The 24,532-nt window shown below is 71.3% G+C and carries 22 protein-coding genes and 1 tRNA gene; 13 read left to right on the forward strand and 10 right to left on the reverse strand.

Translation table 11 applies throughout. The features are described 5' to 3' along the window. Positions 1-198: 198 nt before the first annotated feature. The gene (locus ACGFZN_RS26115; RefSeq protein WP_393860908.1) at positions 199-885 is read left to right on the forward strand and encodes a LysM peptidoglycan-binding domain-containing protein; all 687 of its coding nucleotides are present in this window, start codon (positions 199-201) and stop codon (positions 883-885) included. A 135-nt stretch (positions 886-1,020) separates the two neighbouring features. Here the strand turns inward: ACGFZN_RS26115 and ACGFZN_RS26120 are convergent, their stop codons facing one another. Beyond that, on the reverse strand, positions 1,021-2,565 hold the full coding sequence (locus ACGFZN_RS26120) for a beta-N-acetylhexosaminidase (protein ID WP_393860909.1): 1,545 nt from the start codon (positions 2,563-2,565) through the stop codon (positions 1,021-1,023). Between the two features lie 123 nt (positions 2,566-2,688). On the opposite strand from ACGFZN_RS26120, the gene ACGFZN_RS26125 reads away from it, so the two are divergent. Then, positions 2,689-3,564 (forward strand): DUF4429 domain-containing protein, encoded by an 876-nt coding sequence (locus ACGFZN_RS26125; protein WP_393860910.1) that lies wholly within the window; start codon positions 2,689-2,691, stop codon positions 3,562-3,564. A gap of 37 nt (positions 3,565-3,601) precedes the next feature. Here the strand turns inward: ACGFZN_RS26125 and ACGFZN_RS26130 are convergent, their stop codons facing one another. Beyond that, complete coding sequence (locus tag ACGFZN_RS26130; protein ID WP_393860911.1) at positions 3,602-5,167, reverse strand: fibronectin type III domain-containing protein; 1,566 nt, start codon at positions 5,165-5,167, stop codon at positions 3,602-3,604. Between the two features lie 165 nt (positions 5,168-5,332). Between ACGFZN_RS26130 and ACGFZN_RS26135 the strand changes: the two genes are divergently transcribed. Both ACGFZN_RS26135 and glmS read left to right on the forward strand, forming a co-directional pair. Then, positions 5,333-5,590, forward strand: a complete 258-nt coding sequence (locus ACGFZN_RS26135) for a hypothetical protein (RefSeq protein ID WP_393861029.1) — start codon at positions 5,333-5,335, stop codon at positions 5,588-5,590. A 26-nt stretch (positions 5,591-5,616) separates the two neighbouring features. After that, positions 5,617-7,434 carry a glutamine--fructose-6-phosphate transaminase (isomerizing) gene (gene glmS, locus ACGFZN_RS26140; protein ID WP_393860912.1) on the forward strand — a complete coding sequence of 606 codons (1,818 nt, stop codon included), beginning with the start codon at positions 5,617-5,619 and terminating at the stop codon, positions 7,432-7,434. Between the two features lie 71 nt (positions 7,435-7,505). On the opposite strand, the gene ACGFZN_RS26145 is transcribed toward glmS, so the two are convergent. Beyond that, on the reverse strand, positions 7,506-8,066 hold the full coding sequence (locus tag ACGFZN_RS26145; protein ID WP_393860913.1) for a GPR1/FUN34/YaaH family transporter: 561 nt from the start codon (positions 8,064-8,066) through the stop codon (positions 7,506-7,508). A 127-nt stretch (positions 8,067-8,193) separates the two neighbouring features. Next, positions 8,194-8,721, reverse strand: coding sequence for a universal stress protein (locus ACGFZN_RS26150; RefSeq protein WP_053710488.1), 528 nt, complete (start codon positions 8,719-8,721; stop codon positions 8,194-8,196). A 327-nt stretch (positions 8,722-9,048) separates the two neighbouring features. Between ACGFZN_RS26150 and ACGFZN_RS26155 the strand changes: the two genes are divergently transcribed. The 4 genes from ACGFZN_RS26155 (at position 9,049) to ACGFZN_RS26170 (ending at position 11,866) form a co-directional block, all read left to right on the forward strand. Beyond that, positions 9,049-9,348 carry a hypothetical protein gene (locus ACGFZN_RS26155; RefSeq protein WP_393860914.1) on the forward strand — a complete coding sequence of 100 codons (300 nt, stop codon included), beginning with the start codon at positions 9,049-9,051 and terminating at the stop codon, positions 9,346-9,348. A 378-nt stretch (positions 9,349-9,726) separates the two neighbouring features. Next, positions 9,727-10,947: a helix-turn-helix domain-containing protein gene (locus tag ACGFZN_RS26160; RefSeq protein ID WP_393860915.1), complete on the forward strand. Its 1,221-nt coding sequence runs from the start codon at positions 9,727-9,729 to the stop codon at positions 10,945-10,947. A 106-nt stretch (positions 10,948-11,053) separates the two neighbouring features. After that, positions 11,054-11,656, forward strand: a complete 603-nt coding sequence (orn, locus tag ACGFZN_RS26165) for an oligoribonuclease (RefSeq protein WP_330339798.1) — start codon at positions 11,054-11,056, stop codon at positions 11,654-11,656. 137 nt (positions 11,657-11,793) lie between these two features. Then, positions 11,794-11,866: transfer RNA gene (locus ACGFZN_RS26170), tRNA-His, on the forward strand. An 80-nt stretch (positions 11,867-11,946) separates the two neighbouring features. Here the strand turns inward: ACGFZN_RS26170 and ACGFZN_RS26175 are convergent. Then, complete coding sequence (locus ACGFZN_RS26175) at positions 11,947-13,002, reverse strand: LacI family DNA-binding transcriptional regulator (protein WP_393860916.1); 1,056 nt, start codon at positions 13,000-13,002, stop codon at positions 11,947-11,949. 411 nt (positions 13,003-13,413) lie between these two features. Between ACGFZN_RS26175 and ACGFZN_RS26180 the strand changes: the two genes are divergently transcribed. From ACGFZN_RS26180 to ACGFZN_RS26195, 4 genes are all read left to right on the forward strand, one after another. Next, complete coding sequence (locus ACGFZN_RS26180; protein WP_393860917.1) at positions 13,414-14,745, forward strand: ABC transporter substrate-binding protein; 1,332 nt, start codon at positions 13,414-13,416, stop codon at positions 14,743-14,745. Then, entirely contained in the window at positions 14,742-15,767 is a 1,026-nt protein-coding gene (locus ACGFZN_RS26185) for a carbohydrate ABC transporter permease (protein WP_393860918.1), read from the forward strand. The genes ACGFZN_RS26180 and ACGFZN_RS26185 overlap by 4 nt, the downstream gene beginning before the upstream one ends. Further along, complete coding sequence (locus ACGFZN_RS26190) at positions 15,764-16,645, forward strand: carbohydrate ABC transporter permease (protein ID WP_393860919.1); 882 nt, start codon at positions 15,764-15,766, stop codon at positions 16,643-16,645. Before ACGFZN_RS26185 ends, ACGFZN_RS26190 begins: the two co-directional genes overlap by 4 nt. A 129-nt stretch (positions 16,646-16,774) precedes the next feature. Then, positions 16,775-18,205 (forward strand): GH1 family beta-glucosidase, encoded by a 1,431-nt coding sequence (locus ACGFZN_RS26195; RefSeq protein ID WP_393860920.1) that lies wholly within the window; start codon positions 16,775-16,777, stop codon positions 18,203-18,205. 60 nt (positions 18,206-18,265) lie between these two features. On the opposite strand, the gene ACGFZN_RS26200 is transcribed toward ACGFZN_RS26195, so the two are convergent. The 3 genes from ACGFZN_RS26200 to ACGFZN_RS26210 all read right to left on the reverse strand — a co-directional run bounded on the left by ACGFZN_RS26200 (position 18,266) and on the right by ACGFZN_RS26210 (position 21,954). Further along, the gene (locus ACGFZN_RS26200; RefSeq protein WP_393860921.1) at positions 18,266-19,720 is read right to left on the reverse strand and encodes a cellulose binding domain-containing protein; all 1,455 of its coding nucleotides are present in this window, start codon (positions 19,718-19,720) and stop codon (positions 18,266-18,268) included. A 132-nt stretch (positions 19,721-19,852) separates the two neighbouring features. Continuing rightward, positions 19,853-21,238, reverse strand: a complete 1,386-nt coding sequence (locus tag ACGFZN_RS26205) for a sensor histidine kinase (RefSeq protein ID WP_393860922.1) — start codon at positions 21,236-21,238, stop codon at positions 19,853-19,855. Beyond that, positions 21,235-21,954: a response regulator transcription factor gene (locus ACGFZN_RS26210; RefSeq protein ID WP_393860923.1), complete on the reverse strand. Its 720-nt coding sequence runs from the start codon at positions 21,952-21,954 to the stop codon at positions 21,235-21,237. Before ACGFZN_RS26210 ends, ACGFZN_RS26205 begins: the two co-directional genes overlap by 4 nt. 99 nt (positions 21,955-22,053) lie before the next feature. Between ACGFZN_RS26210 and ACGFZN_RS26215 the strand changes: the two genes are divergently transcribed. Further along, positions 22,054-22,572, forward strand: a complete 519-nt coding sequence (locus ACGFZN_RS26215; protein ID WP_393860924.1) for a hypothetical protein — start codon at positions 22,054-22,056, stop codon at positions 22,570-22,572. Between the two features lie 24 nt (positions 22,573-22,596). On the opposite strand, the gene ACGFZN_RS26220 is transcribed toward ACGFZN_RS26215, so the two are convergent. Further along, positions 22,597-23,484 carry a spermidine synthase gene (locus tag ACGFZN_RS26220; protein WP_393860925.1) on the reverse strand — a complete coding sequence of 296 codons (888 nt, stop codon included), beginning with the start codon at positions 23,482-23,484 and terminating at the stop codon, positions 22,597-22,599. Positions 23,485-24,010: 526 nt separating this feature from the next. Continuing rightward, a complete protein-coding gene (locus ACGFZN_RS26225; RefSeq protein WP_393860926.1) occupies positions 24,011-24,421 on the reverse strand; it encodes a hypothetical protein in 411 nt (136 codons plus the stop codon). Between the last annotated feature and the right edge of the window lie 111 nt (positions 24,422-24,532).

Here is a 24,532-nt window from a genome sequence, read left to right on the forward strand (position 1 = left end):
TTCCAGGTCTGCGCCGGGATCTTTCACTCCTGCACCGGGCGGCAACTAGCCCGGTTAGTAAAAGAGACAATTGCCGAAACTTATTCCCGGCGGTTAAGAATGTTTCCGCCGCAGCGCACCGCTAAACCAAATGCAGTGTGGTTTGCCGAAGGGAACCGGCAACTGCGGGTGATCCAATTCTCGGAAAAGGACCGCTCCATGCCTCGTCACGCCCGCAAGCGCTCATTCCGGACGCGTCGGCTCCTCGCCGGTGGCGCCACCACCGTCGGCACGTTCGTCCTCGGCTTCACGGCCACCGTGGGCAGCGCCCACGCCGCCACGGCTCCCGCCTCCGCGACGAGCTACACCGTCCGGGCCGGCGACCACCTCGCGTCCATCGCCCGCACCCTGCACGTGCCGGGCGGCTGGCCGGCCATCGCGTCGGCCAACCACCTCGCCAGCCCCTACACCCTGCAGCCGGGCCAGGTCCTCACCCTGCCCGCCGGGTCGGCCGCCCCCGCGACGCCCGCGGCCCCGGCCAAGCCCGCGCCGGCCACCACGCCGTCCACCACCGGCAAGACCTACGCCAACAACCTGGACGGCTGGATCAAGCAGTCCCTGGCGGTCATGGCGCAGCACAACATCCCGGGGACCTACAACGGCATCTACCGCAACATCATGCGCGAGTCCTCCGGCAACCCGAAGGCCATCAACCTCTGGGACTCCAACGCCGTGAAGGGCACCCCGTCCAAGGGCCTGCTCCAGGTGATCCAGCCGACGTTCGACGCCTACCACGTGCCGGGCACGTCGACGGACATCTACGACCCGGTCGCCAACATCACGGCCGCGTGCAACTACGCGTACCACCGCTACGGTTCGATCGACAACGTCTACAGCGCCTACTGATCGACGTAATTCGATCGGCAGCACATCCGCCCTCGAATTGCATGGGCAAAAATGATCTGGGTCCCTAACCCGGCTGTGCACACACCGGCGCCCGAGCCGCTCCGTCGAGCGGCCCGGGCGCCGGTGTTCCGTCGCTCAGCTCTTCGGCCAGGGGACCTGGGGCGAGCGGTAGTAGCCGATACCGAGGGCGTCCCAGCGCGGGGCCTGGGCGGCCAGCCGGACCTTGTAGGCGTTCCAGTCGTGGGTGGACGCCGGGGACCAGGCCAGTTCGGCCGCGCCCGGGAGCCGGGGGAACGCCATGTACTCGATGTCCGCCGAGGTCTTCAGGGTCTCCGACCACAGGGGGGCCTCCACGCCCCGGACGGACGACGCCGGGGCGCCCGGCAGATAGGCGCCGGGGTTCCAGTCGTAGGAGCGCTGGACCTCGACGTAACCGGCCCATTTCGTGCCGAGTCTGGTACCGCTGGTGTACTTCATGTCGAGGTAGAGGCGGTCGGCCGGGGACAGGATCAGCCCGGTGCCGTTCTGGGCCGCCTGGGCGACCTGGGCCTTCTCGGCGGCGCTGGTGCCGTCCACGCCCCAGTACTGGGCGAGCGCCCCCTTGGCCGGGTGGGCGCCGGTGATCTGGTGCCAGCCGATGACCGTCTTGCCGTACCCGGCGACGATCGGCTGCACCCGGTCCATGAACTTCACGTAGTCGGTGTGGCTGGTGGAGTGCGCCTCGTCGCCCCCGATGTGCAGATAGCGGCCCGGGGTGATCGCGGCCAGCTCCCGGATCACGTCGTCCACGAAGTCGTACGTGACCTGCTTCGGCACGCACAGCGAACTGAAGCCGACCTGGGTGCCGGTGTACAGCGGGGGCGCCACGCCGTCGCAGTTGAGTTCGGCGTAGGAGGCGAGGGCGGCGTTGGTGTGGCCGGGCATGTCGATCTCGGGGACGACCTCCAGGTAGCGGGAGGCGGCGTAGTCGACGATCTCCCGGTACTGGTCCTTGGTGTAGTAGCCGCCCTTGCCGCCGCCGACCTCGGTGGAGCCGCCGTAGGTGGTCAGGCGCGGCCAGGAGTCGACGGCGATGCGCCAGCCCTGGTCGTCGCTGAGGTGCAGGTGCAGCTCGTTGAGCTTGTACAGGGCCAGCTGGTCGATGTAGCGCTTGACCTGGGCGACGGTGAAGAAGTGCCGGGAGACGTCCAGCATGGCGCCCCGGTAGGAGTAGCGGGGGCGGTCCTCGATGGTGCCGCCGGCGACCAGCCAGGGTCCGGGCTGCACGCTCTTCTTCTCGACGGCGGCCGGGAGCAGCTGACGGAGGGTCTGCACCCCGTGGAAGAGGCCGGCCGGGGCGGACGCGGTGATGGTGACGCCGGCCGGGCCGCTCTGCAGCCGGTAGCCCTCGGCGCCGAAGTCGCCCTGTGCGAGGTGGAGCTGGATGCCCCGGGCGCCGCCGCCGGTGGCGACCGGCAGCCGGTAGCCGGTGGAGGGCCGCAGGATGCCGGCGAGATAGGTGCCGATCCGGCGGACCTCGGCGGAGTCGTCGACGCGGACGCCGGTCGCCCAGGTGATGCGGTACGGCGCACCGCCGGACCGGACCGAGGCGGGCGCCGGGATCACCCGGCCCAGCGGGGTGGGGGCCGCGGCCTCGGCGGCGGGCGCGGAGCCGAGGGTGAAGACCCCGGCAGCCGCCATGAGCAGCAGTGCACCGAGGATACGGGGGGTTCGGGGAGTCGTGCTGTGGTCGCGTCTCACCTGCGCTCCCTTCGGGATGTGGTCGAGACCACTCTCCCGCAGATCCGGTGAAACAATCACCCCATGGCGGAAATCATCCAGAAGGACGGCACCTGGGCCTTCGACGGCGATGCCCTGCGGCTCACCCCCGGCCGGGACAAGAGCGTCAGCCTTCTCCGCCGTGAGCTGGGTGAACTCGTCGTCCCGCTGGGCGCGTTGGCCGGTGTCTCCGTCGAGCAGGGGCGCAGGTCCGGGCGGCTGAGGCTGCGGCTGCGCGACGGCGCCGACCCCCTGACGCAGGCCACCGGCGGCCGGCTCGCCGAGCCGGACGACCCGTACGGGCTGACGGTGGAGTCCGACCGGTACGGCGTCGCCGAGTACTTCGCGGACGAGGTGCGCAACGCGCTGCTGCTGGACGGGGTTTCCCCGGACCCGGTCGCGGAGTACCTGCTGCCGTCCCCGCCGGTGCCGGTGTCCGCCTCCGCCGGGGACGGCACGGCGAGCTTCGACGGGGAGCGGGTACGGCTGGAGTGGAACTGGAAGACGGAGGACGCCAAGGCCGCCACCGGTCCCCGGACCATCCCGCTCGCGGACGTCACCGGCGTGCGGTGGCAGCCTGCGGCCGGGCTGGAGAACGGCCATCTGCGCTTCCTGGTGCGCGGCGCGCCGGCGTCGGCGCCGGCCAAGTACGACCCGAACGCGGTCGAGCTGTGGGGCTTCAAGAAGGATCCGCTGATGGCGCTGGTGGCCGCCGCCGTCCAGGCGCGGCTGCCGCATCCGGCGGCGCGGGCGGCCGTACGGGAGGAGCCGCCGCGGCCGGCCGCGGTGCCGGGGCCCGCCGGGGACGACCACGACGTCCTGCTGCGCCGGCTGCGCGAGCTGGGCGGGCTGCACCGCGACGGGGTGCTGACGGACGAGGAGTTCGCGCTGGCCAAGCAGGCGGTCCTCAAACGCCTGTGACAGCGCGGGTGAGGACCGCCCGGGGCCGGCTCGGGGGCTACTTCGCGGTGCGGGACACCGTGAAGTGGTCGATGCGGTCGCCGGTCTCGGCGATGCCCGACACGGTCAGCGTGGTCTGGCGGCCCTTCGGCGCGGGGGTGACGTCCACGCGCAGGAAGGAGTAGTTGAGGTAGCGGACCCGGGACCAGGTGACGGTCTCGTTCACCTTGCCGTCCTTGGTGTTGATGAAGGACGCGACGGAGTCGACCTCGTGCTCGTGGCCCTCGTAGGAGTCCGGGGCGCTGAACGCGTACAGGCTGCGGCCCGCCGCGCCCGCGGTGACGTAGACCACGCCCTCGGTCTCGGGGTACGCCGTGCCGCCGATCGGGAGCTTCTTGGTGACCTGGCCGCCCTTGATGACGTCGGTGCGCTCGTACTGGTGGTTGTGGCCGTTGATGACCAGGTCCACCTGGTACTTCTCGAACAGCGGCACCCACTCCTGGCGCACGCCCCCCTCCGAGGCGTGCGCGGTGGAGGTGCAGTACGCGCAGTGGTGGAAGAAGACGACGACGAAGTCGATGTCGTCGCGGGCGCGGAACCGCTTCAGCTGGCTCTCGAACCACTTGGTCTGGGTTCCTCCGGAGATGCCCAGGTTCGCGGGGATCTCGAAGGACACGTCGTTCGGGTCCAGCGAGATGATCGCCGTGTTGCCGTGGACGAAGGAGTAGACGCCGGGCAGGTTCTTCGCGTCCGGGCCGTTGTCGGGGAGGGTCCAGCGGGCCTCCTCGCCGCCGTAGCCGTTGGGCGAGTACCAGGCCTCCATGTCGTGGTTGCCGTAACTGACCATCCAAGGGATCTGCTTGGCGACCGACTCGGTCTGGGCGAGGAACTGGTCCCAGGTGCGCGAGTCGAAGCCGGTGTCGGTGGCCTTGCCCTGGCCGGCCGGGTCGCCGTAGGCGATGTCGCCGGCGTGCAGGTGGAAGGCCGGGTTCTGGCCGAGGATCAGGGAGTCGTTGGCCAGCGCGTGGTAGCTGACGCCCTGGTCGCCGAAGGCGGTGAAGGTGAAGGGCGCCTTGTGGGCGGGGGCGGTGGTGAAGGTGCCCAGGGTGCCGGCGAGGTGCGGCTGGGCCGGGTCGAAGCCGTCGTGGCCGACGCCGTAGTAGTAGGTGCGGCCGGGGCGCAGGTGGGTGAGCTTGGCGTGCAGGTAGTACTGCGTGTGGTCGCCGCTCGCGCCGACGCCGGCCGGGGTGTAGAGGGTGCGGACCTCGGCCTCGATCTTGCGGGAGAGGTCCCAGGGGTGGGCGCCGATGCGGATGAACGGCTTCTTCACGGCGACCGGGACCTGCCAGGAGACGGTCATCTCCGTGCGCGGGTCGCTGCCGTAGGCGAGGTGGCGGCCGAAGGGGGCGACGAAGGCGCCGTCCACGGTCTCGGCGGCGGGCGCGGTCCGCTGGGTGGGCACGGCCGCCTGCGCGGTGGCGCCCGGCACGAACGCGCCACCCGCGACGGCGCCCAGCGTGACGGCGCCGCCTCTGATCAGGTTGCGCCGTGAGAACCTGGCGCGCAGGTACTCGTGCTGCTCGGCCATGCTCATGCGCGCGGCCAGCTTGTCGGGTACTCCCATTCGAGGAATGTCCATGGCGTCTGAAAATGGTCCATGTCTTCAACGAGACGCAGGCCACAAGATGGACGCCCGGAGAACAAACGATCCCCACGGCCGTTCCTCAGAGCTGCCCGAAATCGGGCAGGATTCTTGCGAAACCGCCGCTCGTACCTCAGGATCTACCGGGTGCACGACGAACTTGTTGATCATCTGATGCGGTCCACGCCCCTCGGCCGGGGCGAGGCGCTGCGGGTGATCCAGGACGTGCTCGCCTACTTCGACGAGTCGACGGAGGACTACGTCCGTCGCCGCCACCGCGAACTCCAGGCCCAGGGCCTGGTCAACGCGGAGATCTTCGAACGGATCGCGGCGGACCTCAAGTACCGAGCGGTGGCGCCGCCCGAGCTGACCCTCAGGCAGCTGCGCCGCATCGTCTACGGCTGAGATGCCAGGCTGAGAGATACCTGTATATGTGCGGAATTGTCGGATACATCGGGAAGCGTGACGTGGCCCCCCTGCTGCTGGAGGGCCTCCAGCGGCTGGAGTACCGCGGCTACGACTCCGCGGGGCTGGTCGTCACCTCCCCGAAGGCGCCCGGCCTGAAGATGGTCAAGGCCAAGGGCCGGGTGCGCGACCTGGAGGCCAAGGTCCCGGCGCGCTTCAAGGGCACCACCGGCATCGCCCACACCCGCTGGGCCACCCACGGCGCCCCCTCCGACGTCAACGCCCACCCGCACATGTCGGCCGACAACAAGGTCGCCGTCGTCCACAACGGCATCATCGACAACGCCGCCGACCTGCGCCGCAAGCTGGAGGCGGACGGGGTCGAGTTCCTCTCCGAGACCGACACCGAGGTCCTCACCCACCTCATCGCCCGCTCGCAGGCGGAGAAGCTGGAGGACAAGGTCCGCCAGGCGGTCCGGCTGATCGAGGGCACCTACGGCATCGCCGTGCTCCACGCCGACTTCCCGGACCGGATCGTGGTGGCCCGCAACGGCTCCCCGGTCGTCCTCGGCATCGGCGAGAAGGAGATGTTCGTCGCCTCCGACATCGCCGCCCTGGTCACCCACACCCGCCAGATAGTCACCCTCGACGACGGCGAGATGGCCACCCTCAAGGCCGACGACTTCCGCACCTACACCACCGAGGGCACGCGCACCACCGCCGAGCCCACCACGGTGGAGTGGGAGGCCGAGTCGTACGACATGGGCGGCCACGACACCTACATGCACAAGGAGATCTTCGAGCAGGCGGAGGCCGTGGACCGCGTGCTGCGCGGCCGCATCGACGACCGCTTCTCCACCGTGCACCTCGGCGGCCTCAACCTGGACGCCCGCGAGGCCCGGCAGATCCGCCGCGTGAAGATCCTCGGCTGCGGCACCTCGTACCACGCGGGGCTCATCGGCGCCCAGATGATCGAGGAGCTGGCCCGCATCCCCGCCGACGCGGAGCCGGCCTCCGAGTTCCGCTACCGCAACGCGGTGGTGGACCCCGACACCCTGTACGTGGCCGTCTCCCAGTCCGGTGAGACGTACGACGTGCTCGCCGCCGTCCAGGAACTCAAGCGCAAGGGCGCGCGGGTCTTCGGCGTCGTCAACGTGGTCGGCTCGGCGATCGCCCGTGAGGCGGACGCCGGGATCTACGTCCACGCCGGCCCCGAGGTCTGCGTGGTGTCCACCAAGTGCTTCACGAACACCACGGTCGCCTTCGCGCTGCTCGCCCTGCATCTCGGCCGCACCCGTGACCTCTCGGTCCGCGACGGCAAGCGGATCATCGAGGGCCTGCGCAGGCTGCCCGAGCAGATCACCGAGATCCTCAAGCAGGAGGAGCAGATCAAGGAGCTGGCCGAGCTGTACGCCGAGGCCCGCTCGATGCTCTTCATCGGCCGCGTCCGGGGCTACCCGGTGGCCCGCGAGGCCTCCCTGAAGCTCAAGGAGGTCTCCTACATCCACGCCGAGGCCTACCCCGCCTCCGAGCTGAAGCACGGCCCGCTGGCCCTGATCGAGCCGGCCCTGCCGACGGTCGCGATCGTCCCCGACGACGACCTGCTGGAGAAGAACCGCGCGGCCCTGGAGGAGATCAAGGCCCGCAGCGGCAAGATCCTCGCCGTGGCCCACCAGCCCCAGGAGAAGGCCGACCAGACGATCGTCGTCCCGAAGAACGAGGACGAACTCGACCCCATCCTCATGGGCATCCCGCTCCAGCTCCTCGCCTACCACACGGCGAAGGCCCTGGGCAGGGACATCGACAAGCCGAGGAACCTGGCGAAGTCGGTGACGGTGGAGTAGGAATCCAGACGCGAAAAAGAGACCCCCACGTGGCCACCAATCACGTGGGGGTCCTTTCCGTGCCGCATGTGTCAGCCGGTGGCCGTCACCCCCCGGCGGGCGGCACGCCCGGGAAGCGCCGTCGGCCAGTGCGCCAGCGCCGCGGTGGCCGCGTACCAGGCCACAGCACCGGACACAGCAGCCACCCAGCCCCCGACCTTGGTCAGCGAGGAGCTGTCGGCGAACGCCGCGACGCCCAGCACCAGCATCGCCAGGAACAGCAGCCCGTACATGAGCTGGCCGAGGCTGTCGCCGCCCGCGAGGGTCAGGGTGAGCGCCACGAGGGCGAACAGCAGCAGGAAGAGCCCGGCCGCGTTGGCGGAGGAGTGGCCCGCGACGGCCCAGGTGAACCACAGCGCGCCGAGGGCCACGAAGCCCGTGCCGGAGACGCTGTCGCCGCCCCGGAAGGCGAGCAGACCGATGAGGAACAGGGCAACTCCGCCCACGTAGTGGGCCAGTGACACGGCGTCGGACGCCGCCACCGAGTGGATCACTCCGGTCGTGCCGAGTCCGAACGCCAACAGGGTGATTCCCAGGGCGAGTCGGCCGGCCACGACGGTGCTTCCGATTCCCGCAGAGACTCCGTTGTCCACGGCGGGCTCCCTTCATGCTGTGCAGTTGTGCGGTGACCGGTATATGCCCTTCACAAGGGCACAAACCACCTCTACGCGCGAGTAGTTTCGCGTTGCACAAAGGGAGTTGGGCAGCGGAGGGCGACCGTCAGGGGATGACGATCACGGGCCGCTGCGCCCGCTTGGCGAGCCGCCCCGCGACGGAGCCGAAGATCCGGCCGACGATGCCGTGCGTGGAGCCGACGACGATCGCGTCCGCCTCGTACTCCCGCCCGACCTCTTCCAGTTCGTGGCAGATGTCCCCGCCGCGCTCGACCAGGATCCACGGCACCTCGGCCAGATAGTCGGCGCACGCCAGCTCCAGACCGAGCACCTCGGTGCGATGGTCCGGCACGTCGACGAAGACCGGCGGCTCGCAGCCGGCCCACACGGTGGTGGGCAGCCGGTTGGCGACATGGACGATGATCAGGCCCGAGTGCGAGCGGTGGGCCATGCCGATGGCGTAGGCGAGAGCACGCTCACTGGAGGTGGAGCCGTCGAAGCCGACGACGACTCCGTGCCGGAAGGCGGGGTCGCAGGAGGGGCGTGACTCTTCCGCCGCCAGGGGATCGGCCGCCGTGGGATCGGCGACCGGCCGCTTGCGGTCCGCGGGTTCGAAGAATTCGTGACCGGCCATGGCTGTCTCGGCGTTGTCATCCTTTATGGGTGGGGGACGAAGTGTGCGGCGGAATCCGTACCCGGGAAGTCCGGGAAAGGTCTTCCCAACCCCATACCCCCAAGGGTACGGCGGCACGCCTCCCGAGCCCAGATGCCGCGCACGCTCCGTAAGCGGTCCCCCGGTGTCCGCAGGGGTTCACCGGAGCATGCACGAGCGACGCCCGTAACGCAATGGTTGCTGCCCCGTACAGGCGGTTTGCACAGCATCACCGGGTGTACGGCCGGTGACCGACCGGCCGCACGGACGTTGAGCATCGGTGAGCCACCGCCACAGGGAGTACGAGTGATGTCCGGTCCCCGCCCCGACCCCGAGCCGCGCCACGCGCCGGACACCGTGCGCGACGTGATCCGCTGGGCCGCCTTCAGCTGCGCGCTCGTCCCCGTGGTCCTGCTCTGGTACGGCACCTCGCCGGCCGGCGCGGCGGGGGCCGCGCTGGGCCTGGCCGCCGTCACCGCCGCGTGCCGGCTCCTGCTGCGCCGGTCGGAGCGCTGCGCCCGGCGCGGATGGGACGGCGAGGGCTCCGCAGAGGGTTCCGGTGCGCAAAGAGGCGGGCGTCACACCCGTCGGTCGACACCGGTCGACTGACCTGTTTCCGCACCCCGGAACGCTTCTTTTCAGCCAACTTCCGAATGTCGCCCCATGGGGGTCCCGGGCACCCTCCAACCCCCGTTCGACCTGCACGGAAAGGGTCTGCGGGCGCCCGCGCACCCTACGCGCTTTGGCCACCGTCACAAGGCGCACTTCCCTGCGCGCCCCACGAGTGCAACGCTTCGTGATCGAATGCTTCACGCCAAGTTGTCATGTCGACAATCTGGGGCGTGTGGAACTGGTCACCGCCCGACCGCGGGAACCAGTAGATTCGATCTTGACTGTCTTACGGCGGGGGACTCGTGCAGGACCGAGGGGAAACGTGCAGGAGCGACACAACCGAGGAGCCGCGACCACCGAGGGGGGCTTAGCAGTATGAGCCACGACTCCACTGCCGCGCCGGAAGCCGCGGCCCGGAAACTGTCCGGGCGACGCCGCAAGGAGATCGTCGCGGTGCTGCTGTTCAGCGGCGGCCCCATCTTCGAGAGTTCCATTCCGTTGTCGGTGTTCGGGATCGACCGCCAGGACGCCGGCGTGCCGCGCTACCGCCTGTTGGTGTGCGCCGGCGAGGAGGGCCCGCTGCGGACCACAGGGGGCCTGGAACTCACCGCACCGCATGGACTGGAGGCGATCTCCCGCGCCGGGACGGTCGTCGTACCGGCCTGGCGGTCGATCACCGCGCCACCGCCGGAGGAGGCGCTCGACGCGCTGCGCCGGGCGCACGAGGAGGGCGCCCGCATAGTGGGCCTGTGCACCGGCGCCTTCGTGCTGGCCGCGGCGGGCCTGCTGGACGGCCGCCCGGCGACCACCCACTGGATGTACGCGCCGACGCTGGCCAAGCGCTATCCGTCGGTGCACGTCGATCCGCGCGAGCTGTTCGTGGACGACGGCGACGTCCTGACCAGCGCGGGCACGGCGGCCGGCATCGATCTCTGCCTCCACATCGTGCGCACGGACCACGGCAACGAGGCGGCCGGCGCGCTCGCCCGGCGCCTGGTGGTCCCGCCGCGCCGGTCGGGAGGGCAGGAACGCTACCTCGACAGGTCTTTACCGGAGGAGATCGGCGCCGACCCGCTCGCCGAGGTCGTCGCCTGGGCGCTGGAACACCTCCACGAGCAGTTCGACGTGGAGACGCTGGCGGCACGCGCCTACATGAGCCGCCGTACGTTCGACCGCCGGTTCCGCTCGCTGACCGGCAGCGCTCCGCTGCAGTGGCTGATCACCCAGCGGGTGCTCCAGGCCCAGCGGCTGCTGGAGACGTCGGACTACTCCGTGGACGAGGTGGCGGGCCGGTGCGGCTTCCGCTCCCCCGTCGCGCTGCGCGGCCACTTCCGCCGCCAGCTCGGCTCGTCCCCGGCCGCCTACCGGGCCGCCTACCGCGCCCGCAGGCCGCAGGGCGAGAAGCCGGCGGACACGGAGCCGGCGGCGCAGGCCTCCGGCCAGCCGGGCCCGCCATCGGGCCTGTCCGGCCCCGGGCCGATGGGCCACGCGCCCTCCGTGCTGCACTCGGACCGCGACAGCGGCGTCCCGATGCAGAGCCGCCGCCAGGCGGCCGGCGCGGTGGGGCTGCTGCCGGGGCCGCGCAGCGGTAACTGAGCGTGGGGGCGGGACCACCCGCCCCCACCCGCTCACCGGCTCCCGCCGAGCGCAGGCCGAGCGCAGGGGGGCACCCAAAAGCTCAGGTCCGCTTTAGGGTGGACGCATGAACGATCGCATGGTGTGGATCGACTGCGAGATGACCGGCCTCTCGCTGTCCGACGACGCGCTCATCGAGGTTGCCGCCCTCGTCACCGACTCCGAGCTGAACGTACTCGGCGAGGGGGTGGACATCGTCATCCGCCCGCCGGAGCAGGCGCTGGAGACGATGCCGGAGGTCGTGCGTCAGATGCACACCACGTCCGGACTGCTCGCGGAGCTGCCGAACGGCACGACGCTGAAGGACGCCGAGGAGCAGGTGCTGGCGTATGTGAAGGAGTACGTGAAGGAGCCCGGCAAGGCCCCGCTGTGCGGCAACTCCGTCGGCACCGACCGCGGCTTCCTGCTGCGGGACATGCCGACCCTGGAGGACTACCTGCACTACCGGATCGTCGACGTGTCCTCCATCAAGGAGCTGGCCCGCCGCTGGTATCCGCGGGCGTACTTCAACAGCCCGGAGAAGAACGGCAACCACCGGGCCCTCGCCGACATCCGCGAGTCGATCGCCGAGCTGCGCTACTACCGCGAGGCCATCTTCGTCCCGCAGCCCGGCCCGGACTCCGACACCGCGAAGTCGATCGCGGCCAAGCACGTCCTGCCCGCGCGCTAGCCGCCCGGAAGGGCTCGGCCCGCCCGGCGGACGGCACGCGGAGCGGCGCGCGAAAACGTGTGCGCGAGCACCCCTTCCGACCCTGTAGACTTCTTCTCGGCCGGTCGGGGAAACGACACGTTCCACCGCCGGTCGTGGTGGGTGTAGCTCAGCTGGTAGAGCACCTGGTTGTGGTCCAGGATGTCGCGGGTTCGAGTCCCGTCACTCACCCTCACCGATCAGCCGGTGACGCCCTGGGCGTCACCGGCTGAGTCGTTTCCACGGCGCCTCCGTGAGGTCGCCGCGGCCCCCTACGACGACGCGCGCTGCATCAGTTCCGTGGGGAGCACCGCGTGCCGTCGCTCCAGATCCCGGGAGGCGGCCGGGCGGCGGTCGGCGATCTCCGTGAGCAGCAGGTCGATCATGGCGCGGCCCATCTCCTGGATGGGCTGGCGGACGCTGGTCAGCGGCGGGTCCATGTGGCGGGCTATGGCCGAGTCGTCGTAGCCCACGAGGGCCACGTCGTCGGGGATGCGGCGGCCCGCCTCGCGCAGCACCTGCCGGGCGCCGGCCGCCATCACGTCCGAGCCGGCGAAGACGGCGTCCAGGTCGGGGCGGCGCTCCAGCAGCACGGACATGGCGCGGCGGCCGCCCTCCTCGGTGAAGTCCCCCGGCTCGACGAGGAGTTCGTCCGCCTCCCGGCCCGCGTCGCGCAGGGCGTCGCGGTAGCCGTCGACGCGGCGCTGGGCACCGTAGACGTCGAGGCGGCCGGTGATGTGGGCGATGCGGGTGCGGCCCCGGGACAGCAGGTGCTCCACGGCCGAGCGGGCCCCGCCGTAGTTGTCGGAGTCCACGGAGGTGAGCGTCTCGCCGGCCGAGCGGGGACCGCTGATCACGGCCGGGATCTCCAGCTGGGACAGCATGTCGGGCAGCGGGTCGTCGGCGTGGACGGAGACCAGCAGGACGCCGTCCACCCGGTGGGCCGCCAGGTACTGGGCGAGGCGGCGGCGCTCGCGGTCGCTGCCCGCGAAGATCAGCAGCAACTGCATCTCGGTGTCGGAGAGTTCCGAGCCCACACCGCGCAGCATGTCCGAGAAGTACGGTTCTGCGAAGAATCGGGTCTCCGGCTCGGGGACCACGAGGGCTATGGCGTCGGTACGGTTGGCGGCCAGGGCGCGGGCGGCCGTGTTGGGGACGTAACCCAGCTCGGCGACCGCGGCCTCGACGGCGGCGCGGGTGGCGTCGCTCACCCGGGGCGAACCGTTGATCACCCGCGAGACCGTGCCCCGGCCGACTCCGGCCCGGGCGGCGACCTCCTCGAGCGTGGGCCGGCCACCGCTCCGGCCCCGCGCTCCGTGGCTTACCATGGGCTCCGCCCCTCTCGACCGACTCGTGGTGCTGGCCTGGAATGTAACAGGACCGTCCGCCGCGGTGACCGTCCCGGGGGTGCCGCCCCCCACCTCCCGCGCGACCGGTCGCCGGTCCCCCTCCGCCCTCTGCGCCCTCCGTGTCTTCGCCGGTCGGCCGGATATCGACGGTCGCCGCCGCCGAGCGTCCTCAGTTAACGCATCGATAACTGAACACGGTTGTCCGTGTCCGCTCCCTTGACACCCCGGCGTCGACCCGCGACTCTTCAACACATCACTGGTGGGAGCGCTCCCACAGTACCTGACACCTACATAACCCGCACGTTCCCCGCCCGAGCCGCAGCGCGCAAGAACGGGCCCAAACCATGCAGTTGGCCGGGGGGTCGGCACGTCAGGCAACAGGAGGACGCAATGCGCACGAGCATCCGCCGGTCACAGCGGCTGATGGCCCTCGCGGCCGTGGCCGCACTGACCACCGGGCTGCTGGCCGGCTGCGCCAAGGACTCGAACGACGGCTCGTCGAACGACTCCGGCGGCGGAAACGGCAGTGGCAAGGGCAAGATCACGCTGACCGTCGGCACCTTCGGCGTCTTCGGCTACAAGCAGGCCGGCCTCTACGACGAGTACATGAAGCTCCACCCGGACATCAACATCAAGGAGAACGTCACCACCCGTACCGACGTGTACTGGCCGAAGGTGCTCACCCGCCTCCAGGCCGGCTCCGGCACGGACGACATCCAGGCCATCGAGGTGGGCAACATCACCGAGGCCGTGCAGACCCAGGCGAGCAAGTTCGTCGACCTCGGCAAGCAGGTCGACAAGTCGCAGTGGCTGGACTGGAAGAACGCCCAGGCCACCACGAAGGACGGCAAGCTCATAGGCCTCGGCACGGACATCGGCCCGATGGCCATCTGTTACCGCAAGGACCTGCTCCAGAAGGCCGGGCTGCCGACCGACCGGACCAAGCTCGCCGAGATGTGGAAGGGAGACTGGGCCAAGTACGTCGACGTCGGCAAGCAGTACATGAAGAAGGCGCCCAAGGGCACCAAGTTCGTGGACTCCGCGGCCTCCGTCTACAACGCGGCCCTCGGCGGCGGCGACGAGCGCTACTACGACAAGGACGGCAACGTCGTCTGGGACAAGTCGGACGGCGTGAAGAAGGCCTGGAACGCCGCCATGGAGGTCGCCACCAGCGACATGTCGGCGAAGCTGAAGCAGTTCGACCCCACCTGGGACCAGGGCTACGCCAACGGCACCTTCGCCACCGTCGCCTGCCCGGCCTGGATGCTCGGCTACATCGAGCAGAAGTCCGGTGACTCCGGCAAGGGCAAGTGGGACGTGGCGGCGGCGCCCACCGCGGCCAACTGGGGCGGCTCCTTCCTCGGTGTGCCGCTCGCCAGCAAGCACCAGAAGGAGGCCATCGCGCTGGCCAAGTGGCTGACCGCGCCCGAGCAGCAGGCCAAGGTCTTCGCCAAGCAGGCCAGCTTCCCGTCGACCCCGTCGGCGTACGCGAGCCTGAAGCCGGCCGCGGACACCACGACGTACTTCTCGAACGCGCCGATCACCGAGATCTTCGCCGACTCGGCCAAGACCATCCCGGTGCAGTACTTCGGCATCAAGGACCAGCCGATCAACTCCGCGATCACCGACATCGGCATCCTCCAGGTCGAGCAGAAGGGCAAGTCGCCGTCCCAGGGCTGGGACGCGGCGTCCAAGGAGATCAAGGACGTGCTCGGCCAGTGACCAGCTCCAAGCAGGCTCTCGCGCACCCCGCGGCGAGCGCCGACGCCGCGCCCGGCACCCCGCCGGGCGCGGCCCGGGGCGCTCACGGTCGCGGTACCCCGGCGGGCCCCGACTCCTGGCGCAGCCGGCTGTACCGCTGGGACATGAAGGCGTCGCCGTACGCGTTCGTGTCCCCGTTCTTCATCCTGTTCGGCGCCTTCACCCTGGTCCCGCTGCTGTACACGGCCTGGTACTCGCTGCACAACGTGCAGCTGTCGGCCCTGGACCACCAGACCTGGGCGGGCCTGGACAACTACAAGAACCTGTGGTCCTCGGACTTCTTCTGGAACGCGCTGAAGAACACCCTGACCATCGGTGTCATCTCGACCGTGCCGCAGCTGCTGGCCGCGATCGGGCTGGCGCACCTGCTGAACTACAAGCTGCGCGGCTCCACCGCCTGGCGTGTGGTGATGCTCACCCCGTACGCCACCTCGGTGGCCGCCGCGACCCTGGTGTTCACGCTGCTGTACTCGTGGGACGGCGGCATGGTCAACTGGATCCTGCACTTCTTCGGGGTGGATCCGATCAACTGGCGTGAGTCCGACTGGGGTTCGCAGTTCGCGGTGTCCTCGATCGTGATCTGGCGCTGGCCGGGGTACAACGCGCTGATCTATCTCGCCGCGATGCAGGCGATCCCGGCCGATCTGTACGAGTCGGCGGCGATCGACGGCGCCAACCGCTGGCAGCAGTTCCGGCACGTGACCATCCCGCAGCTGCGCCCGACGATCCTGTTCACGGTCGTGGTCTCCACGATCGGCGCGACCCAGCTCTTCGGCGAGCCGCTGCTGTTCGGCGGGGTCAGCGGGTCCAAGGGCGGCTCCGAGCACCAGTACCAGACGCTCGGCCTGTACATGTACGACCAGGGCTGGATCATCGGCAACCTCGGCAAGGCGTCCGCGATCGCCTGGTCGATGTTCCTCATCCTGCTGATCATCGCCGCGGTCAATCTGCTGCTCACCCGACGGCTGAGGAAGTCCCAATGACGACCACTGAACTCACCCTGCCCCGGAAGGGCGGCCGTCGCCGGGTGATGGGCGCCGGCAAGCAGATGCACGCGGGTCCGGTGGCCTACGTCGTGCTCACCGTCTTCGCACTGGTCTCGCTCGCCCCGCTGGTGTGGACGGCGATCGCCGCGTCCCGCACCGACCGGCGGCTCGCCGAGACCCCGCCGCCGCTGTGGTTCGGCGGCAACCTGTTCTCGAACCTGCAGGCGGCCTGGGATCAGGCGGGGCTCGGGACCGCGATGTTCAACTCGGTCATCGTGGCGGGCACGATCACGGTGAGCACCGTGCTGTTCTCCACGCTGGCCGGGTTCGCCTTCGCCAAGCTGCGGTTCCGCTTCTCCAGCCTGCTGTTGCTGCTGACCATCGGCACGATGATGATCCCGCCGCAGCTGGCCGTCGTACCGCTGTACCTGTGGATGTCCGACCTCGGCTGGTCCAACCAGCTGCAGACGGTGATCCTGCCGAGTCTCGTCACCGCCTTCGGCACCTTCTTCATGCGCCAGTACCTGCTGCAGGCGCTGCCGACGGAGCTGATCGAGGCGGCCCGGGTGGACGGGGCGAGCAGCATCCGGATCGTCTGGCACGTGGTCTTCCCCGCGGCGCGCCCGGCCATGGCCGTCCTCGGCCTGCTGACGTTCGTGTTCGCCTGGAACGACTTCCTCTGGCCGATCATCGCCCTGACCCAGCAGAACCCGACGGTGCAGGTGGCCCTGAACTCGCTCGGCACCGGGTACGTCCCGGACCAGGCGGTGATCATGGCCGGCGCCCTGCTGGGCACCCTGCCGCTGCTGATCGCCTTCATTCTGTTCGGCAAGCAGATCGTGGGCGGGATCATGCAGGGCGCGATCAAGGGCTGACGGCACCCCCGACGGCTTCGCCGGCGGTCCCTCGCCCGGGGGCCGGGTCACCGCCGCCCCGGCCCCTTCCCCCTTCCTCTTCCGCACCTGCCGTGCCAGGTCTCCTACGACCCCAATGGGAGCGCTTCCATGCCTGAACCCGCCACCTCCGTGACCTTTCCTCCCGCCTTCCTCTGGGGCGCCGCGACCTCGGCCTACCAGATCGAGGGGGCGGTGCGGGAGGACGGCCGCACCCCCTCGATCTGGGACACCTTCAGCCATACCCCGGGCAAGACGGCCGGCGGCGACACCGGTGACATCGCTGTCGACCACTACCACCGCTACCGCGACGACGTGGCGCTGATGGCCGAGCTGGGCCTGACCGCGTACCGCTTCTCGGTCTCCTGGTCCCGGGTGCAGCCCACCGGCCGGGGACCCGCGGTCCAGCGCGGCCTGGACTTCTACCGCCGTCTGGTGGACGAGCTCCTCGCCCACGGCATCAAGCCCGCGCTCACCCTCTACCACTGGGACCTGCCCCAGGAGCTGGAGGACGCGGGCGGCTGGCCGCAGCGGGACACCGCCTACCGGTTCGCCGAGTACGCCGAGCTGGTCGGCGCGGCCCTCGGCGACCGGGTGGAGCAGTGGATCACCCTCAACGAGCCCTGGTGCAGCGCCTTCCTGGGCTACGGCTCCGGTGTGCACGCCCCGGGCCGCACCGACCCGGCGGCCTCCCTGCGCGCCGCCCACCACCTCAACCTCGCGCACGGCCTCGCGGCGACCGCCCTGCGCTCGGTGATGCCGGCCCGCAACGAGATCGCGATCAGCCTCAACTCCTCGGTGGTGCGGCCGTTTTCGCAGGACCCGGCCGACCTGGCGGCGGCCCGCCGGATCGACGACCTGGCCAACGGCGTCTTCCACGGCCCGCTGCTGCACGGCGCGTACCCCGCGTCGCTGCTCGAGGCCACGTCCTCGATCACCGACTGGTCGTACGTCCTCGACGGCGACCTGCGCACGGCCAACGTCCCGCTGGACGCCCTCGGCCTGAACTACTACACCCCGGCGCTGGTGTCGGCCGCCGCCGGTGCGGTCAAGGGCCCGCGGGCGGACGGCCACGGCGCCAGCGAGCACTCCCCCTGGCCGGGCGCCGACGACGTGGTCTTCCACCAGACGCCCGGCGAGCGCACGGAGATGGGCTGGACGATCGATCCGACGGGCCTGTACGACCTGATCCAGCGCTACACCCGCGAGGCTCCCGGACTGCCCCTCTACATCACGGAGAACGGCGCGGCCTACGACGACAAGCCCGATCCCGACGGCCGGGTGCACGACCCGGAGCGCATCGCCTATCTGCACGGCCACCTCGCGGAGGTCCGCCGGGCCATCGCCGACGGCGCCGACGTCCGCGGCTACTACCTGTGGTCCCTGATGGACAACTTCGAGTGGGCGTACGGCTACGGCAAGCGGTTCGGCGCGGTGTACGTGGACTACGCGACGCTGGAGCGGACGCCGAAGTCCAGCGCGCGGTGGTACGCCGAGGTGGCGCGGACGGGGACGCTGCCTCCGGTCGAGGCCGCGGTCTGAGACACCGGGAAGGGGCGCGGCAATCCCCCCGGAATGCCGCGCCCCTTCGGCGTGGGTGCGTCAGTTGAAGGCGCCGAACGCCTTCGAGAAGGCGAACTTGTCCTGGAGGATCGAGCTGCAGGTGGCGTCGGCGGAGTTCTTCGCGCCGCCGTCGCACTGCTTGTCACGGGCGGCGGACCACATCGACAGCCCGCCGAGGCCCTTGGACCTGGCGAAGTTCACCAGCTGGGTGGCGTCGTCCACCTTGAAGACCTCGGCGGAGACGTCGTTGACGCCGATCATCGGGGTGACGGCGACGGTCTTCCAGGCGGCGGCGTCGGACAGCCCGAGCACGCTCTTGACCTGGGCCTGGGTGGCGGTCGCGGCCTGCTGGGCGTAGTCGCCCATGTCGCCGTTGTACGAGGCGCCGTAGTCCATCGCCATGATGTTGACGGTGGAGATCTTCACGCCGTTGGACTTGGCGTCGGACAGCAGGTTCACCCCGTCCTGGGTGAGGCCCTCGGGCATCACGGGCAGGGTGAAGGAGACGTCGAGGTCCGGGTGCTGCTGCTGGAGCTTGGCGATGGCCTGGGCGCGGCGGGTGTTGGCGGCGGTGTTGGGCAGCGCGCCGCCCTCGACGTCGAAGTCCACCTTGGTCAGCTTGAACGCGTCGATCGCCTTGCCGTAGGCCGCGGCCAGCGCGTCCGCGGAGGAGCAGGTGGTGGCCAGTTCGGAGCCGGAGGCGCCGCCGAAGGAGACCCTCACGTCACCGCCCTTGGCGCGCAGCGAGCCGATCTGCGCGGCCACCGCGTCGCCGGTCAGGTCGGTCACGCCGCCCCACTTGGGGGTGCAGCCGCCGCCGTCGGTGACGAAGGCGAGGTTGTAGTTCTTCACGCCGGTCGCGTCGGCCGTGCCGAGCAGGTCGAAGGCCGGGTAGAGCGAGGTGTCGACGTAAGGGGCGAAGCCTGCGGAGGCGGTGGTGCCGCTGCCTGTGGTCTGGAAGGCGGTCGGGGTGGGGGTGCTGCTCTTGGTCGGCGTGGGGGTGGCGGTGGGGGTGGCGGTGGGCGACGGGGACTGGGTGGGCCGGCCGCTGGGCTCCGGGGTGGCGCCGCCGTCCGCGGAACACTGGGCGTCGTCGATACGACAGCCGGTCGGGTCTCCCTTGCCCTCGACCACGAAGCCGACCGTCACCGACTTGCCCGGGGCGAGGCCGTCGGTGTCCCACTTCGCGGGCTTCACGGTGACGTGCGAACCGCTGACGCTCGACTCGCCGTTCCACAGCGAGCTGAGCCTGGCGCCCGCCGGGAGGTCGAACTCCAGGGTCCAGGTCTTCTCCGCCTGGCCGCTGTTGTTGGTCACGACGTACTGCGCGGTGTAGCCGGTCGACCAGTCGCTGGTCTTGGTGTACGCGGCGTTCACTCCGGCCGCGTTGGCGGTGCCGGTGAGCACCAGGGCGCCGCCGCCGACCACGGCCGCGGCCACGAGGCCGCCTATCGCCTTGTTCCTGCCACTGATCCTGCGCCGGTGCGTGGTCATGCGCGTGCCTGCCTTCGCTGGTTCGGGGGGTGGGGTGCGGCAGCACGCTAGCGATGCGGAATCGGGCAAACGGCCTGATCGGGACGGGGGTTGCAGACCTTAGGGTTCGCTTAAGGAAGGGATCGGGGACGATTAATGGTCGAGACCAGTCGCGACCGGTTTGCGCAGTCGGCGGCGGCGCATCCGGTGTCCCCGCCCGGCCGGTCTGCGGCCGTCCAGCTGGAACCAGATCCGCACCTCGGTGCCGCCCAGCACCGAGGAGCCGATGCGGACGTCGCCGCCGGTGGACTCGGCGAGGCGGCGCACGATGTCGAGTCCGAGGCCGGTGGAGCCCGAGCCTCCGGAGCCGCGGCCGCGGGCCATCGCCGACTCCGGGTCGGGTATGCCGGGGCCCGCGTCGGAGACCAGCACGATCACCGCGTCCTCGGCGTTGTGCACGTCCACCGCGAAGGCGGTGCCCTCGGCGGTGTGCCGGAACACGTTGCCGAGCAGGGCGTCGAGCGCGGCGGCCAGATCGGCGCGGGCCACGGGTATCCGCACCGGCCGCTCCACGCCGGCCACCCGCCACTTGCGTCCCTCGTCCTCGGCGAGCGCGGACCAGAACTCCATGCGCTCACGCACCACTTCGGCCGCGTCGCAGCCGGCGCCGGGCCCGGGCGCGGCCGTCTGCGGCTTGGCCTCGCGGGCGGTGCGGATGATGGTGTCGACCTCCCGCTCCAGCTGGGCGACGGCGGCCCGGGTCTGCTCGGCGGCCGGTCCGCCGCCCAGCGAGGCCGCGTTGAGCCGCAGCACGGTGAGCGGGGTGCGCAGCCGGTGCGAGAGGTCGGCGGCGAGTTCCCTCTCGTTGGCGAGGAGCTGGACGACCTGGTCGGCCATGGAGTTGAACGCGATCGCGGCGAGCCGGAGTTCGGTGGGCCCGTCCTCCGGCACCCGGGCGCCCAGCTTGCCCTCGCCCAGTTCGTGCGCGCCTTCGACCAGCCGCCGGGCGGGCCGCACCATGCGGACCCCGAGCCGGTCGGCGACCGCGACCGAGCCGACGATCAGGGCGAGGCCGACGGCCGCGAGGACCGCCCAGGCCGTGCCGACGCCGTTGGTCACCTCGGCCTCGGGGACGTAGACCTCGACGACCGCGATGTCACCGGAGCCGAGCGCGACCGGCTGGAGCAGGGCGGAGCCGCCTGCCACCGTGGTCGTGGAGGCCCGGCCCATTCTCCGGACGGCCTGGATGTCGCGGTCGGCGGCGCGCTGCCGGCCGATGTCGAGCGCGGACCGGCCGCCGCCGGCGGGCAGATGCACGGCCATCCCGGAGTCGGCGCCGGCGGAGGCCACGACCCGCTCCAGTTCGTCGCGGTCGGTGGTGATGGACAGCGCGGGCGCGACCGCGGCGGCCTCCCGCTCGGCGTTGGAGAACGCCCGGTCGCGGGCCATCTCCTTGACGACCAGGCCGAGCGGGACCGCGAAGGCGACGACGACCATCGTGGTGACCGCCAGGCAGACCTTGACCAGGGCCCATCTCATCGCGCCGGCTCCCCGTCCGCCGTGGGTTCCACGGGCGGTTCGAGCTTCACGCCGACGCCCCGGAGCGTGTGCAGATAGCGGGGCCGGGCGGCCGTCTCCCCCAATTTACGGCGCAGCCAGGACAGATGGACGTCGATGGTCTGGTCGTCGCCGTAAGACTGCTGCCAGACCTCGGCGAGCAGCTCCCGGCGCGGGACGACGACCCCGGGCCGGCCGGCGAGGAAGGCGAGCAGGTCGAACTCGCGGCGGGTGAGGTCGAGGCGGGCCCCGTCCAGCTCGGCCTGGCGGCGCAGCGGGTCGACGGTCAGGCCGCCGACCCGGAGCACGGAGGAGGGCGGGGCCTCCGCGCCGGCGGAGCGGGCCCGGCGCAGCACGGCCGCGATCCGCGCCGAGAGGTGCTCCACGGAGAACGGCTTGGTCAGGTAGTCGTCCGCACCGGCGTTCAGCAGCCGGACGATCTCCGACTCGTCGTCCCGGGCGGTGGCGATGATGACGGGCACGTCTGTGATGCCGCGGAGCATCTTCAGCGCCTCGGAGCCGTCCAGGTCCGGCAGTCCGAGGTCCAGGATGACCACGTCGAACCGGAAATGGGCGACCTCGCGCAGCGCCTCCAGTGCCGTACCGACGCTGCGCACGGTGTGCGCGGCGTCGGTCAGGTGCCGGATGAGCGCCGAGCGTACGAACTGGTCGTCCTCGACCACGAGCACACTTGCCATGCGCCGCACCGTACGCCATACGGCCCACACCCGGCTGGCGCCTGTGGACAACTCCGGGCATGTGCGCACGGCGGTGCCCCTGAGGCAGTATGGCCCGCGATGCGCAGAGGACTCGTACACGTACTGGCGTGGCTGCTCGCGACGGGAGCGGCGGTCACGCTGTCGTGGTGGGGCGTGCACACGGTGATGGCCGGGACGGCGTACGACCCGCCCCGCGCCCTGCCGGTCACGGCCGCCGGCGCCACGGCCCAGGGCTCGAAACCGCTGCCCTCGCCCACGCCCGACCCGTCCCCGTCGCGGCGGCCGTCGAGCACCGCGACGGCGCCGGCCGCCACCCCCGCACGGCCCCCGAGTCCCACGCCCACCCGCACTGCCTCTCCCTCCGCGTCCGCGTCCGGCCAGGTCAAGTCGTACGACACGGCCGGCGGCCGGGCGGTGTTCGATCTGGGCACGGCCGACGCCACGCTCGTCTCGGCGACTCCGGGGACCGGCTGGTCGATGCAGGTGTGGAAGACCGAGACCTGGATCCGGGTGGAGTTCACCCGGGGCACGGACCGGGTGTCGGTGTTCTGCACCTGGCACGACGGGCCGCCGCACGTGGAGATCGGGAACTACTGAGCCCCGCGGGCGACGGCGGCCGGATCAGCGGAACACCGACGGCGGCGGGGCCGGGGACGCCACCGCCGCCTCGTCCGTCACGGGGACCGCGCCGCCCGTGAAGTCCCTGAGCTGCCTGCCGTGTTCGACTCGCGCCGGGTGCGGATCACAGGCGGCGCGGCGGGTGAGTTCGGGCAGCGGGAGCGGGGCGTCGGAGGCGACCAGGACGGCGTTGCCGAAGCGCTTGCCGCGCAGCACGGCGGAGTCGGCGATCAGGGCGAGTTCGGCGAACCGGGCGGCGGCGGTGGCGATCTGGCCGCGAAGATGGGCCAGCGGCGGGCCGTCGGCGAGGTTGGCAGCGTAGGCCCCGGACGGCTTCAGGGCGCGGCGGACCTCGTCCAGGAACTCGGTGGAGGTCAGGTGGGCCGGGGTGCGGGCGCCGCTGAACACGTCGGCTATGACCAGGTCCGCCCAGCGGTCCGGCACCTTGGCCAGGCCCGCGCGGGCGTCCGCCGACCGCACCCGGATCCGGGCGCCGGGGTCCAACGGCAGCTCCCGGCGGACCAGTTCCACCAGGCTCGCGTCCCGCTCGACGACCTGCTGGGTGGACCGGGGCCGGGTGGCGGCGGTGTACCGGGCGAGGGTGAGGGCGCCGCCGCCGAGGTGCACGGCGTGCACGGGCCGGCCGGGCGGGGCGGCGAGGTCGATGACGTGGCCGAGGCGGCGCTGGTACTCGAAGGACAGGTACTCCGGGTCGTCCAGGTCGACGTGCGACTGGGGCGCGCCGTCGATCAGCAGGGTCCAGGCCCGGCTGCGGTCGGGGTCGGGGACGAGCTGTGCGAGCCCGCCGTCGACCGCCTCCACGACGGCCTCGGCGGCGGACGGCCCGCGGCGCGTGCGCCGCGCGTCCCCTGTGTTCCTGGACCTGCCCATCCGACCATTCTCGCAGGCCGGCCACTCCGTCGCCCGGCCGGGCGACGGACGGACCCACCGCGGCTTTCCGCAGGCCGGGCCACTCCGGCGGCCGACTGCTCGGCCACCAGGCCTGCCACGGCTTTCACAGGCCCGCCACCCCCGCGCCCGGCCGACTGGTCCCCGGGCTCGCTGCGGTTTTCGCGGGCCGGCCGGTCCGCGGGCCAGCTGGTAGGCCGACAGGCTTGCTGCGGCTTCCGCAAGCCCGCCACCCCCGCGCCCGGCCGACTGGTCCCCAGGCTCGCTGCGGTTTTCGCCGGCCGCCCCGCCGTTCCGGCACCGGAGCGGCCGGTCCGCGGGCCAGCTGGCCGGCAGGCTTGCTGCGGCTTCCGCAAGCCCGCCACTCCGGCGCCCGGCCGGCTGGTCCGCAGGCTATCTGCGGTTTTCGCGGGTCGACCGGTGCGCGGGGCGACCTTCTCAAGTCCGCCGCTCCGGCGCCGAAGCGGCCGGTCCGTACCACTCACCGCGGCGGCTCCGGGCGGCGGCGCTACCTGCAGTTGTCGGCCGCCTCGATCAGCCGGGCCGCCTCCCCGAGGGCCCGGCGCAGCACGGTGGGGTCGGTGGCGAGATCCGCCTCGCCGGGCGGCAGCAGCCAGTCGGAGCCCTCCAGCGGCGGTTCGGGGTTCAGCCTGAGCCCGCGTCCGTCGGTGCGCGTGCAGGTGCTGCCGGGCACGTCCCAGCCGGCCGCGGTGCCCGCCGGGACGAGGAAGCCGAGGGTGGCGCCGCCGTCGTGCAGTACGGGGCCCACCGCGTCACCGGCGCCGCGCCGCAGGATGTCGACGGCCTCCAGGCCCTGCCGGGCCGGCACCGTCACCAGATCGCATCCCGGCGCGTCCCCCACGGCTCTGGACGGCGGCGTACACGCCTCGTTGCTCTGGCGGGACTCCCCGGTCTCCATGACGTCCTCCACCACACAGCCCTGTTGCGGTCCACCGGGTTCAACGCGCGAGCACGTCAACGGCTACGGCCGAAGTGCGCCGCAAAGGATGGCAGTTCATGGCAGATCGTG

The organism is Streptomyces sp. NPDC048192 (assembly GCF_043202415.1).
Taxonomy (GTDB): Bacteria; Actinomycetota; Actinomycetes; order Streptomycetales; family Streptomycetaceae; genus Streptomyces.